Source organism: Coprococcus sp. AF21-14LB (genome assembly GCF_003458885.1).
Lineage (GTDB): Bacteria > Bacillota > Clostridia > Lachnospirales > Lachnospiraceae > UBA9414.
The window spans coordinates 1-11,759 of record NZ_QRVX01000059.1 but is presented as its reverse complement, the minus strand read 5'-3'; the positions used below and the strand labels follow the sequence as shown (position 1 = coordinate 11,759).

The 11,759-nt window shown below is 41.2% G+C and carries 14 protein-coding genes and 2 pseudogenes; 14 read left to right on the top strand and 2 right to left on the bottom strand.

The genetic code is table 11. The annotated features are described in order from the left end of the window. Positions 1 to 110 precede the first annotated feature (110 nt). Both DWX73_RS11575 and DWX73_RS11570 read right to left on the bottom strand, forming a co-directional pair. A complete protein-coding gene (locus tag DWX73_RS11575) occupies positions 111 to 347 on the bottom strand; it encodes a hypothetical protein (RefSeq protein ID WP_118348905.1) in 237 nt (78 codons plus the stop codon). Beyond that, the gene (locus DWX73_RS11570) at positions 334 to 1,353 is read right to left on the bottom strand and encodes a minor capsid protein (protein ID WP_118348904.1); all 1,020 of its coding nucleotides are present in this window, start codon (positions 1,351 to 1,353) and stop codon (positions 334 to 336) included. Before DWX73_RS11570 ends, DWX73_RS11575 begins: the two co-directional genes overlap by 14 nt. Positions 1,354 to 1,693: 340 nt before the next feature. On the opposite strand from DWX73_RS11570, the gene DWX73_RS11565 reads away from it, so the two are divergent. The 14 genes and pseudogenes from DWX73_RS11565 to DWX73_RS11510 all read left to right on the top strand — a co-directional run bounded on the left by DWX73_RS11565 (position 1,694) and on the right by DWX73_RS11510 (position 11,633). Continuing rightward, positions 1,694 to 2,038: a hypothetical protein gene (locus tag DWX73_RS11565; RefSeq protein ID WP_118348903.1), complete on the top strand. Its 345-nt coding sequence runs from the start codon at positions 1,694 to 1,696 to the stop codon at positions 2,036 to 2,038. Between the two features lie 58 nt (positions 2,039 to 2,096). Beyond that, positions 2,097 to 2,633, top strand: a complete 537-nt coding sequence (locus tag DWX73_RS11560; protein WP_118348902.1) for a hypothetical protein — start codon at positions 2,097 to 2,099, stop codon at positions 2,631 to 2,633. A gap of 75 nt (positions 2,634 to 2,708) precedes the next feature. Next, a complete protein-coding gene (locus DWX73_RS11555) occupies positions 2,709 to 4,082 on the top strand; it encodes a M48 family metalloprotease (protein ID WP_158556863.1) in 1,374 nt (457 codons plus the stop codon). Next, positions 4,079 to 4,642, top strand: coding sequence for a hypothetical protein (locus DWX73_RS11550; RefSeq protein ID WP_118348900.1), 564 nt, complete (start codon positions 4,079 to 4,081; stop codon positions 4,640 to 4,642). The genes DWX73_RS11555 and DWX73_RS11550 overlap by 4 nt, the downstream gene beginning before the upstream one ends. Positions 4,643 to 4,677: 35 nt before the next feature. After that, entirely contained in the window at positions 4,678 to 5,043 is a 366-nt protein-coding gene (locus DWX73_RS11545; protein ID WP_118348899.1) for a VOC family protein, read from the top strand. A gap of 71 nt (positions 5,044 to 5,114) precedes the next feature. After that, entirely contained in the window at positions 5,115 to 5,873 is a 759-nt protein-coding gene (locus DWX73_RS11540) for an AIM24 family protein (protein ID WP_118348898.1), read from the top strand. Between the two features lie 23 nt (positions 5,874 to 5,896). Next, positions 5,897 to 6,085, top strand: coding sequence for a (2Fe-2S)-binding protein (locus tag DWX73_RS11535; RefSeq protein WP_118348897.1), 189 nt, complete (start codon positions 5,897 to 5,899; stop codon positions 6,083 to 6,085). Continuing rightward, a complete protein-coding gene (locus DWX73_RS15220) occupies positions 6,086 to 6,511 on the top strand; it encodes a hypothetical protein (protein ID WP_330413656.1) in 426 nt (141 codons plus the stop codon). Further along, positions 6,481 to 7,116 (top strand): P1 family peptidase, encoded by a 636-nt coding sequence (locus DWX73_RS15215; RefSeq protein WP_330413655.1) that lies wholly within the window; start codon positions 6,481 to 6,483, stop codon positions 7,114 to 7,116. Before DWX73_RS15220 ends, DWX73_RS15215 begins: the two co-directional genes overlap by 31 nt. Before the next feature lie 288 nt (positions 7,117 to 7,404). Further along, complete coding sequence (locus tag DWX73_RS11525; RefSeq protein WP_334294660.1) at positions 7,405 to 8,487, top strand: aminotransferase class V-fold PLP-dependent enzyme; 1,083 nt, start codon at positions 7,405 to 7,407, stop codon at positions 8,485 to 8,487. A 168-nt stretch (positions 8,488 to 8,655) separates the two neighbouring features. Next, complete coding sequence (locus DWX73_RS11520) at positions 8,656 to 9,930, top strand: double-cubane-cluster-containing anaerobic reductase (RefSeq protein ID WP_118348896.1); 1,275 nt, start codon at positions 8,656 to 8,658, stop codon at positions 9,928 to 9,930. Positions 9,931 to 9,942: 12 nt separating this feature from the next. Then, positions 9,943 to 10,094: pseudogene (locus tag DWX73_RS14150) on the top strand (DUF3343 domain-containing protein); the annotation flags it as partial. Positions 10,095 to 10,289: 195 nt separating this feature from the next. Beyond that, positions 10,290 to 10,376 (top strand): annotated as a pseudogene (locus DWX73_RS15815) (molecular chaperone Hsp90); the annotation flags it as partial. A 9-nt stretch (positions 10,377 to 10,385) separates the two neighbouring features. Then, positions 10,386 to 11,633: an MFS transporter gene (locus DWX73_RS11510; protein ID WP_118348895.1), complete on the top strand. Its 1,248-nt coding sequence runs from the start codon at positions 10,386 to 10,388 to the stop codon at positions 11,631 to 11,633. Positions 11,634 to 11,759 lie beyond the last annotated feature (126 nt).

The window sequence follows — 11,759 nt, the reverse complement described above, 5'->3', positions numbered from 1 at the left end:
AAAAAAATAAGAATCTCCTGTAGAAAATCAGGTATAAAAACACTGATTTCTACAGGAGATTCTTATTTTAAGATTTAGAAGCTAAAAATCGGTATTAACCGACAGCCCCGTTATGACTCATACGATATTTTTTCTTTAAATATTCCTTTTAGGAAATTGTCCCTCTGCGCACCATATAATCTCATAATATGCCTTTTGGGAGCATCTTCTGTTTTAGGTACCTTAGTTACTTCAACTACATCTTCCGTAAAACGGAAAACAACTTCTCCAGTAATATCATTAACAGTTCCGCCGTATGCATACGTTACGGAATCATTTGTATTTTTCACATAGTTACAATAAACCATACGGCTCACCATCCTCTCCTAAATCTTCAATCAACTTCGCTTCCCAATCATATTCTTTCTTCGCCAGTTCATGCGCCTCTGCTATAGTCAAATTATACTTCTTTTCAACTTGACTTTCAAGTAATTCGTGCTTCAAAAGTAAGATATCTCTTTCTTCAGGCGCTCCTTCATATAGCCGTTTCCATGCAACCGCCATATCGTAATCTGGATACAACATACCATATCCATCATATTTTTGATGCTTGTTAAAGAATATATGCCGTTTGATCTGCTGTATATCTTCTTTCTTGAATCCAGAATTATCAGCAATTACACTCACATCATTCCTTCGACTTATTTTCCTGTATTCTTTCGATGCAGCATTATCTTTCTTGTCCTCCACATCATAAGATTTATACCACTTTCCTCCAGTTATATTCTTCCCTCCAGACTGAACCCTCTTACTTTTCAACTTCTCCCATTCTTCCGTAGTACCGCCACTATCCAGATAATCCAGCCATGCTTCGTACTCTTCGTTGTCTTCCCACGCTGCAACAGAACAATGACAAGATGGATGCATTGGAGGAGCATTTTCTCCCGACATCATATCTTTAACCTTAAAATGTTTTCCATCCAAAGCCTTGCATACATTGCACACATCCCCTTTTCCACATGCTATGTACTCATAGTATTCAAAGCCATTCCTCTCAAAAGACTGTTTCTGCGCTTCTGACTGAACTCTTGCAAGCTCTGTAATCATAAGACGTTCTGCATTGTATTGGCTGACTCCAAATAGCTTTTTCAGGTGTCTTGCCAAATCTCTCGGATGTTTTCCCCGGATAAGCCCCTGCTGCAGAAGAATTGACAGCTCCGCTTTCATCATATCTTGATACATCCAGATACGATCAGAGAACTTTGCGTTGTGAAACAAGGCATTTACAACGGCATGTGTTTTCTTTTCATTCTGCGGAACACTCTTTCTGAGGATTCCAGCCTGCCGTTTAAACTCTTCCAGCGTCCGATCCATCGACTTTTCATCAAAGAATTTTTGAAGCTCATCAAATCCATGGACCTGCTACAGGCGGATTCCCATCTTGAATATTTCTAATTGTTTCATTTTTATAGCCATGTGTCGTTCCACGGGTATGAATGGGGATGACACAATAAAAATATTTGGTGAAGAAGGAGAAAAAAGTTTGCCGTTAGATACCTGAAAGTCATTTTAACGAAAATTCATAAATGATTGTTCATAGATTTGTAAGAAAGAAATGAATAAAAAGTCCGGCAAAATCTTGGTAAGAATTGTGAATATTTATTTGTAAAAAAATGCGTTATAATATGAAAAAATGGTAAGGGAGGTTGCTGTTATGGTGAAAGGAAATGGGAAATTTGATTTTAATAAGTTGGTTAAGTTTCCAATGCCGTCCAGAGCTAATCACGCATCTAAGATTAAAGTAGACTTGAAAGGAGAGGTTTATTTTAGTAAATCAATCATAGATGGTGTGCGTCGAGATAATGAAGGAATGAAAGTTGACTTTCGACATTCGGAGGACTATCGTACTATTGCGATTAAACCGGAGCAGGAAGGTGATTTTCGCATCCCCAAGGCAGGAACGATGAAATATAAAGAATGGAAAGATGCGATGCAGAATTTTGGATACTTATTGCCGGCAATTTATTGTGGGGAATGGAATAAGGAGCAGGGAATCTGAATCGGAGTACTTCAGGAAGTGTCAGAGGCTCCGGAAGTTTAGAAAATGAGGCAGACCTATGAAAAAACAGCAGGAAATGTCAGCGTATGAATTTGCTCAGATGAACAAATTCGTGCATCGTTTGTATCAGCAATACGGACAAGGGTTAGAGAGGGAAGAATGTCAGAGTATTGCATGGTTAGAATATATAAAGACACGAAAAGAGCTGGGGGAATTCTATAACAGAGAATTACTGTGGATAAATGCGAGAAAGGCCATTGTGGAAGCGTTCCAGAAAGAACGTAAGAGCAGGAATTGTAAATACAGGCTGGAAGGAATGTTATCGCTGGATATGACATTTGCGGAAGGAAAGGAGCCTGTTTATTCAAGACTATTTCCGATACAGGGAAATTTTGTAAATACAAGTTGTTTTTGGATGGATATGAGAAACTGTGGAGAATTATCGTATCAGATTCTGCGGCATCTTTATCGCGGAGAGGAAGACTGGGAAATTATTCGGGCGCTTCGGCTTACGATAAATCAGTATTTTCAAATAAAGTATGAACTGCGGGAAATGCTTATGGAATATGAAGAATTCTCAGATGCAGAGATTTAGGAAAAGTATAGAGGATACCGGGAGAAAAGTGAGGGCTTGAAAATGTTGCTGATAATAGTTTTTGGAGGAATAGAATTGCTTTTTTTAAAGCTTTGTTACAACAAACTGCTAAAACCGGAATTATTGGGACTGCATTTGGGGAGAGAGTTAAGAAGAGCAGGCGTTAATCTGATACGTCTGCCGTTTTTATATTTGGCAGAAAGCTTTTCGAAAGGAATTGGACGGGAAAGGGAACGACATCAGGAAATACATATAGAAATGGAGAAAGCAATAGAGCTTTTTGGGATGGAATTTATCATTATATTATGTTATCCGATGATTTTGTCAGTGCTTGTATCGGGTGCAGCAAAAGATATGGGAATTTGGATGGCTTTATTTATTGGCTTTGCAGGAGAAAGTAGTATTTTAAAGCAGATTTATGGAACAGTTAGAAATAAAAGGCAGAGTTTAGTTTTTTATTTGGGAAATCTGCCGGAATGGAATGATTTTGTTCAAACTATATGGAGAGAAAGAAGAAATGTTTTGTCTGTTAAGAAGTTTACATATATGATTTTGCTTGTAATGCTCGGATTTAGCATGATGATTAGTACATGGAAGCTATATCAGATTCTACCGTCAAAGGCAGCTTTTTTCATGTGCACAGTAGGCGGAATGTGGATTTTGTTTCATGAAATGAGACAGAAAAAGAAACAAGTGAATCAGGAGATTTTAGTTGAAGGGGAGGAGTTGAGCAAGTATCGGGAAGAAATGGAAGATTTGTGTGGTCAGATGCACATTCAGAATCTTCTTCTTGAAGAATGTGAAAGGGAAATTGCGGCGTCGGTGTCTAAAGAAGCAAGCGGCAGATGGCATATACTTGTTGGAAGAGATACTATTTCGGAGCTGCAGAAGAGTAATTTGGAATCTGCCGGGATGAAAATGATTTTGGCACATGAGTTGATACATATTAAATACCGGGATGATAAAAATATGGGGTTGAGAAAAGCAGCATTCGGCTCATTGGTACTGATCTATGTATGTTTGATTGTCTATGCCGTAGTGTTGCAATCTGGTCTGGCAGCAGAGATTTCTCTATGTTTTGGATGTTTGCTAGTGGTACATTTATTAGCGAGCAGTATTTATGCAAATAAAAAATATTGGAAGCAGCTGGCAGAATTAAGGGCAGATAAATTGGGAATGGAATTGGCTGAAATTAGTGTAGATGAGTGGAAAGAGATCAATCAGATTCTGATGAAGAAAAGGGATTATACGAAGGAATATTTTGAAAATGATAGAAATAAATTGTTTGGATATTATTTAAAATATGGAGAAAGTAATGGATATCCTTGTTGGGAAAGAAGAGTGAAGGCTATTGAAAAAGAGAATAGGTGGGGCTGTTATTTCTATTTTTGGCTGTTTGGGGAAATTTTGACAGGGCTGTTGCGAAAAGAAGGGTGGTATGGACGATGAGTGACAGGCTTATTATGAAGGGTTCCAAGAAAATGGTATTGGAGCAGATGGAACAGTTATCACTTTTTGAAGATGTGGAATGGGTTTTTCAGAGTCTGGAATTATGGGCAGAGGTTTTTCCGGAAGATGAAACATTTATTCGCAAAAGAAGTGATCATAGTGAGAATGGTTATATGTTGCCGGGATTTGATTATTATATTAATATGAAGAAAAGTTTCCTTATATTTTTAGCGTGGCTTCTTGATACAAATCTGACAGCAGGCGGTATAGAGCTGCTGTTGACGCTGTTAGGGGTGACAGACGGGACAATTTTAAAAATTTGTGAATACAATGGAGAGAAATGTATTGCGAAAGAATTGCCTCATCAGAAAAAGAAGCGGGCAACGAAACGAATTCTGCAGGGAATGAAGGGAGAATGCTGTAACAATCAATATGAATGCCGGTATCGTCTGGAAGGAAAATGTCTTTGCGGCGAAGAAGAAACGAAAGAAATTTTAGAGCGATTTGCAGAAAGAGGAATTGTTAAAAAGTTTGGAAGCTATTATCAATATCAGATTTAAGAAAGCTATTTTCTTTTAGAAAGGGGATTGATGAAATGAGATTGAAGAACATATTAATTGTCGTAGAAGATATTGAGAAATCGAAACAGTTTTATCATGATTTATTTGGATTGGATACGATATTAGAGCAAGAGGGAAATCTAATGTTAACGGAAGGGCTTGTGCTTCAGGAGAAGAAGATCTGGAAAGAGGCGTTGAGCAAAGAGGTAATTCCGAACAATAATGCCTGCGCTTTGTATTTTGAAGAAACGGATTTAGATAGGCTTCTTCAGAAACTGGAACACAGCTATCCTTCTGTTCAGTATGTGAATCAGTTAGAAACATTTAGTTGGGGACAAAAAATGGTTCGGTTTTATGATCCGGACGGTAATCTGATTGAAGTTAGAACTCCTATAGTATAATATAGTGTATATAGAGGAACAGGGGATTATGCAGCGATAGAAACCAGTCAATTAAGAAAAGGGAGATAATTATGTATCGGATTAAAAATTTTATGGAAAATGATGATGTGAATGTAATTGATTCTTTAGGAGCATTTTCGGTAGTAGAATATCAAAAAGATTTGAGTGTGATGCCGGAGACTGCTATGGAAGCATATTATGCAAGTCAGATGAATGTGCGTAAGAGACAGGTTGTCTGTGATGTGGCAAAAGCAAATGTGACAGTGCAGGCAGGAGCGATGCAGTGGATGGTCGGAGATGTGAAGGCGACGACAGGCTTGAAAGGTGTGGGAGATTTATTTGGGAAGGCAGTCCGTGGTTCTGTGACGGGAGAATCGGCTATCAAACCGGAGTATACCGGAAGTGGAACGCTTGTATTAGAACCGACTTATAAGCATATTCTCCTGGTAGATTTGGATGACTGGAATGGTTCTATTGTTTTGGATGACGGATTGTTTCTTGCCTGTGAAGCCACATTGAAACATAAGGCAGTGATGCGCTCTAATTTTTCTTCTGCAGTTGCCGGCAATGAAGGTCTGTTTAACTTGGGAATTCAGGGAAGAGGAGTTGTTTGTCTGGAATCACCTTGTCCAAGAGAAGAATTGGTAGAGATTACATTGGAAAAAGATGTTCTAAAAGTAGATGGAAACTTTGCGATTGCATGGAGCGGAAGTCTTGATTTTACAGTAGAACGCTCTGGAAAGAGTTTGATTGGATCCGCGGCATCCGGAGAAGGTCTGGTAAATGTATATCGTGGAACGGGAAAAGTTTTGCTGGCACCTGTACGGTAATATTTGGAAAAGGGAGGAACGGTATGAATCGAGCGAAGGAAGCATGTCACTGTAAAAATGTGACATATGGAATGATTGAAGATGCTGTGAAAGCGGGGGCAAGTACCTTTGAAGAAGTGCAGCAGATGACAAAGTTTGGGACAGGCTGTGGAAAATGTCAGGATTTTATTCGATGTTTTGTGCGGGATTTGGTAGAGGAGCGTGACCGGTAAATGAAATTATCAGAAATGACAGAATGGATCCGTGAAATTCCATTTCAGGAGATGGAAGGGGTTTCCATTGGGCATGCTGAGGATGATGAGGCAAAGACAGGAGTCAGTGTGCTTTATTTTGAAAATGGAGCACAGACCGGATGCGATATCAGCGGAGGCGGGCCGGCTTCCAGAGAAACACCGCTGACAGATAGTATGACTGCAGACAATCCGCTGAATGCAGTTGTACTTTCTGGCGGGAGTGCATTTGGCCTGGCTGCAAGCGATGGAGTTATGAAATGGCTGGAAGAGCGTGGGATTGGATTTGCTACCGGTTATGCGCGTGTACGCTTGTGTGCCAGTCATGTATTTATGATCTTGGATATGGACGAAATGATGTGCGTCCAGGCGCTGAGATGGGATATGCAGCCTGTGAGCGTGCATTGAAAGGCAGTGATACTAAGATGGGAAATGTTGGTGCCGGTATTGGAGCCAGCGTTGGAAAATTATGTGGAATGCGGCAGGCATCCAAGTCGGGCCTTGGAATTCATGCAGTTCAGATGGGAGCATTAAAATTTGCGGCAGTTGTTGTTGTGAATGCATTTGGCGATGTGTATGATCCGGACAGCGGAGAAAAACTGGCTGGTTTGATGGATTCGAAGCGTGAGAGTTTTGAGGATATCGGAAGACAGTTTTGCCAGATGGTAATGGCGCCAACAAGTTTGTTTCAAACAGCGGAAAATAAAGAGAAAGTCTGGAATGATGAGGCACGGATGAATACGACAATCGGTTGTGTGATAACGAATGCCAAGTTCGATAAGGCGAAACTAAATAAAATTGCGTCAATGACAAGAAATGCTTATGCCAGATGTATTGAACCGGTTGGAACGATGGCAGATGGAGACAGTATTTATGCATGCAGTATCGGAACAGAGACGTGTGATATAAATCTTGCGGGATTTCTCAGTGAAAAAGTGATGGAACAGGCGATTGTGAAAGCGGTCCGTATGTCAGTGATTCCGGAGGAAGAATTTTTGAGCCATTGCTTATAACAATAATGTTCCATAGATCTGATATGATTTATCTAAGCAAGAAAGAAGAGCAGCCTGCTGGGCTGCTTCTTCTGTATCTTGTGCGTTATCAGCAGGAGCAGTATGCGGTTCGGTTACGACAATTAAGAAAATCTGATGATATGGATTGCTGAATCCGAATGAAAATTGTTACAATGAGAAAAAGGGAATATGGCAGAAAGTGAAGGAGACAAGAACGAATATGGCAGAACAAATTTATTTTGATAATGGGAGTACGTCATTTCCAAAGGCGCCGGGGTTGCAGAGGCAATGTTTGAACATTTGAAGAAGGGTGCTTACAACATTAACCGGGGAAATTATGAAGGAGCGTATGATGTAGCAGATATGGTATTGGATACAAGAGAATTGTTGGCAGAACTTTTTCATGCAGAAGATTCCCGACATGTGATTTTTACGCCGGGAATTACCTGGTCATTAAATATGTTTTTGAAGGGTTTTTTAAAACCGGGAGATCATGTGCTGACAACTTCTATGGAGCATAATGCAGTAATGCGCCCATTGACACAGCTTAGAAAAATCGGTGTGACATATGATATGGTACCTGCAAATGCAGAAGGAACTGTAGCAGTGGAGGAATTTGTTACCAGAATAAGAGAGAATACAAAGGCTATAATCGTACTCCATGCGTCTAATGTATGCGGGACAGTGATGCCGATTCGGGAGATTGGAGCGATGTGCAAAGAATACGGATTGTTCTTCGCTGTGGATACTGCGCAAAGTGCAGGAACGATTCCGGTTGATATGCAGTTGGATGGAATTGATTTTCTGGCATTTACAGGGCATAAAGGGCTTCTTGGACCACAGGGAATCGGAGGTTTTATTATTTCTGAATGTCTGAATAGGGAGATGGAAGCGTTTGTTTCCGGAGGCACGGGAAGCCAGTCAGATCTTTTGGAAGTGCCGGAAGAATTGCCCGACAAATATGAGAGTGGAACGATGAATCTGCCTGGTATCGCAGGGCTTCATGCAGCGCTGCTGTATTTGAAAGAAACTGGAGTTGAGGAAATTCATCGCAAAAAAATGGAATTGACAGAATACTTTTTGCAGCAGGTAAAGGCATATCCAACTGTACGGGTGATAGGAAAGAAAGGAATATCAGAGAGGGTAGCGGTTGTATCACTTGACTTTATTGGTCGAGATAATGGGATGATTGCATTTGAACTGGAGCAGAAATACGGTATTATGACAAGAGTCGGACTTCACTGTGCGCCGATGGCACATCAGAGTCTGAATACCTTTCCGGAAGGAACGGTACGATTTGCGTTTGGAGTCTCTAATAAAAAAGAAGAGATTGATGTCTGTATGAGGGCTTTCCGAGAGATGGGATGCTGATAAGATGATATAGAAATAACAGATAAATTCAGGAATTCTATAATAAAAATCAATGGGAGAAATAAAGCTCTATATTGGAAGAACTGCCGGAAACATGGTACTCTAATAATAATAGAAAGTATGAAAAAGCAGGAGCTTTTTCAATGTATACGTTAGGAGGACATAAAAATGGCAGATTATCACAAGATGTGGGAAGAGTTAGGAATGGATCTGGAAACACACGATCAGCTTTGCGAAGTATTGCCGCAGGCATTTGGTGATGTATATCTTTCTCAGGAAAACCGACCGGAGAATATGGATTATTATGATTTTGTTGTGGCAGAAATTCATGGTGTACGTCCGGCAGAACTGATTGAACATCAGAAGAAAGGCGGAAAAGTGTTTGGAACTTTCTGTGTCTATGTGCCGGATGAGATCGTGTTTGCTGCGGATGCGATTGCAACAGGTCTTTGCGGAGGTTCTCAGTTTTGGGTTCCGGGAGGTGAAAAAGTACTTCCGAACAATACTTGTCCGCTGATCAAAGCATCGGTAGGAGCAAGACTGGATCGCACTTGTCCGTTTTTTAGGATTGCAGATATGTATGTAGGAGAGACGACTTGTGACGGTAAGAAGAAAGCCTGGGAAATTCTGGCGGGAGATGTGCCGATTCACGTTATGGATTTGCCGCAGATGAAGCGTGCGAAAGATGTAGAAGCATGGGCAGATGAAATCCGCATTTTTAAAGAAGTTGTTGAAAAAGAGACCGGAAATGAAGTGACAGCGGAGAAACTTGGAGCAGCCATCTGTCTGATCAATGAGAAGAGAAAAGCGTTGTCCAGATTATATGAACTTCGCAAAAATGAAAATCTCCCAATCAGTGGTAAAGATGCGCTTTTGATTTCCCAGATTGCATTCTATGATGATCCGACAAGATTTACTCAGATGACAAATAAACTTTGTGATGAACTGGAACAGCGCGTGAAAGAAGGCGTCAGCGTATTTCCGGCTGGAACAAAGAGAATTATGCTTACCGGAACACCGCTTGCAATTCCGAACTGGAAGCTTCATAATCTTGTTGAAACGAGCGGAGGTGCTGTTGTCTGTGAAGAAATGTGTACCGGAACACGGTATTTTGAAAATCTTGTGGATGAGACAAAAACAACGGTTGATGAACAGATCCATGCAATCGCGGAGCGCTATATGAATATTAACTGTGCATGCTTCACACCGAACAGCGGACGTGTAGATGATATTTTAAGGCTGGCAAAAGAGTACAAGGTAGATGGTATTATTGATGTGAATCTGAAATTCTGTAATTTATATGATACAGAAGGATATCTGGTGGAAAAGGCAATGAATGAAGCCGGCATTCCGGTACTCGGTATTGAGACAGATTATACAGACAGTGATGCGCAGCAGCTTCGAACAAGAATCAGCGCGTTTATTGAAATGCTCAATAACTAGTGGTAGAATGGTATGAAAGAAACGGTGTATTATGTATTGTTCCCGAATCATGACAATGGAATGCGTCTCCACCGCGCGCTGCGGGCAGCAGGGCTGAAGTCTCAGATTTCACCGACGCCAGGCAGGCAAGCAAGTGCTGCGGGATTTCTCTGATTGTAAAAGAAGAGGAGTTGGAGCAGGTAAAGGCGTGTATTCGGGAGAAGGGTGTGGAGATAATTGGGATTACAGCCCTTGAAAAAGATGTGAATCCAAACAGAGATCAGTATTGTTAAAAGGAGGAAAGAAGGATGAATCAGGAAGCGGTTAATTTTGTAAAAGAAAAAACAGAAGAACTGATTGCTGCATTTTCCTGCAGTGCAGAGGCAAAAGCAGCAGGAGCAAAATACTGTGATTGTCCGGCATGTGCAGCGGTAGAAGCAATTTTGGAGAGAAAGGATCTGCTGTAAGAAAGACAGATGAAAAAGGAATTTACTTACAGAGATACGATCAAAGCCTGTTATCTTGGGAATTTTCTTCAATCAGCCGGATCAATTTTTGCAGTGCTGTTTATTCCGATTCGCACGTTGTATGGAATTAGTTACACGCAGTTTGCATTGCTGTTGACGATTAATTTTATTACACAGGTATGCAGTGATGTATTGTTTAGCAAACCGGTAGAACGTTATGGATTTCGGCGCTTCGCAATTGGAGCGCCGGTTTTAAGTGCACTTGGGCTGTTTTTGTTTGCGATGGCACCGTTTTTGTTTCCCGGGCATCCATTTCCGGGATTTTGCTTTGGAATGTTTGTGTTTGCAGCAGCCGCTGGACTTCAGGAGCTTCTGTTAAGTCCGATTATGGATGCACTTCCGATTCCGGAAGAAGAAAAGGGAAAGCGCATGAGTATGCTGCATTCCTGTTTTGCGTGGGGACAGATTTTTGGAGTACTGACTACTACGCTTTTTGTCTATTTTGCTGAGGCCAAATACTGGCAGGTGATTGCCTGTATCTGGGCGGCTGTTCCGCTTGTGAATGTATGGTTATTTGCGAAAGTTCCACTTTATCAGAAAGTAAGTGGGGCGAAAGCCATGAAAGTGCGGGAACTGTTTCGAAGTCCGATTTTTTTACTTGTGATGTTGGCGATCATTACGGGAGGATCTGCTGAAGTTGTAATGGCACAGTGGTCTTCTGCGTTTATAGAACGGGGACTAAATCTGCCGAAAATTTTAGGAGATATGGTTGGTGTCTGTGGATTTTCTTTAATGCTCGCCATTGGAAGAACTTCCTATGGAATCTGGGGAGACCGGATTTCTATTCATAAAGTTATGATTTTAGGCGCTTCTGCCGGAACCATTTGTTATGTGACAGCTGCGGTAAGTCATAATCCATATATTGGAATTGCAGCGTGTATTCTAACAGGACTGTGTGTGAGCCTTCTATGGCCGGGAAGTGTTGTGATTGCAGCGCGGGAACTTCCGTTGGCAGGTGCATCGATGTTTGCGCTTCTGTCTGCCGGAGGAGATGTGGGTGCTTCTGCAGGTTCTTTTCTGATTGGAAGGATTACAGATAAAGTTGCGGTATCCGGTGTCACAAACGTATTTGGCATTGCAGGATTGACTCCGGAGCAGGCAGGACTTCGAATCGGCCTGTTGCTTGCAGCTTTGTTTCCACTTGTATGTATTGGGATAAATTATATTATATGGAAAAAAACGGAGAGAGCGAGATAAGCTCTTTCCCTTTTTTCTTGGTGCGCCTTGCGGCGCACGTCGCTAATGGGTGAAAGTCCCTAATCCGCCCTAGTAGTGGGAAGGATACAGCCAATGACAAGGGTGTCCACCGTGAGGTGGAATCTG

Bases quoted from the DNA above. Each gene is read 5' to 3' on its own strand.
- DWX73_RS11510 (WP_118348895.1), top strand. From the start codon at position 10,386: ATGAAAAAGGAATTTACTTACAGAGATACGATCAAAGCCTGTTATCTT.
- DWX73_RS11525 (WP_334294660.1), top strand. From the start codon at position 7,405: ATGTTTGAACATTTGAAGAAGGGTGCTTACAACATTAACCGGGGAAAT.
- DWX73_RS11575 (WP_118348905.1), bottom strand. From the start codon at position 347: ATGGTTTATTGTAACTATGTGAAAAATACAAATGATTCCGTAACGTAT.
- DWX73_RS15220 (WP_330413656.1), top strand. From the start codon at position 6,086: ATGAAATTATCAGAAATGACAGAATGGATCCGTGAAATTCCATTTCAG.
- DWX73_RS11535 (WP_118348897.1), top strand. From the start codon at position 5,897: ATGAATCGAGCGAAGGAAGCATGTCACTGTAAAAATGTGACATATGGA.
- DWX73_RS11560 (WP_118348902.1), top strand. From the start codon at position 2,097: ATGAAAAAACAGCAGGAAATGTCAGCGTATGAATTTGCTCAGATGAAC.
- DWX73_RS15215 (WP_330413655.1), top strand. From the start codon at position 6,481: ATGGGATATGCAGCCTGTGAGCGTGCATTGAAAGGCAGTGATACTAAG.
- DWX73_RS11545 (WP_118348899.1), top strand. From the start codon at position 4,678: ATGAGATTGAAGAACATATTAATTGTCGTAGAAGATATTGAGAAATCG.
- DWX73_RS11570 (WP_118348904.1), bottom strand. From the start codon at position 1,353: ATGGATCGGACGCTGGAAGAGTTTAAACGGCAGGCTGGAATCCTCAGA.
- DWX73_RS11520 (WP_118348896.1), top strand. From the start codon at position 8,656: ATGGCAGATTATCACAAGATGTGGGAAGAGTTAGGAATGGATCTGGAA.
- DWX73_RS11540 (WP_118348898.1), top strand. From the start codon at position 5,115: ATGTATCGGATTAAAAATTTTATGGAAAATGATGATGTGAATGTAATT.
- DWX73_RS11550 (WP_118348900.1), top strand. From the start codon at position 4,079: ATGAGTGACAGGCTTATTATGAAGGGTTCCAAGAAAATGGTATTGGAG.
- DWX73_RS11565 (WP_118348903.1), top strand. From the start codon at position 1,694: ATGGTGAAAGGAAATGGGAAATTTGATTTTAATAAGTTGGTTAAGTTT.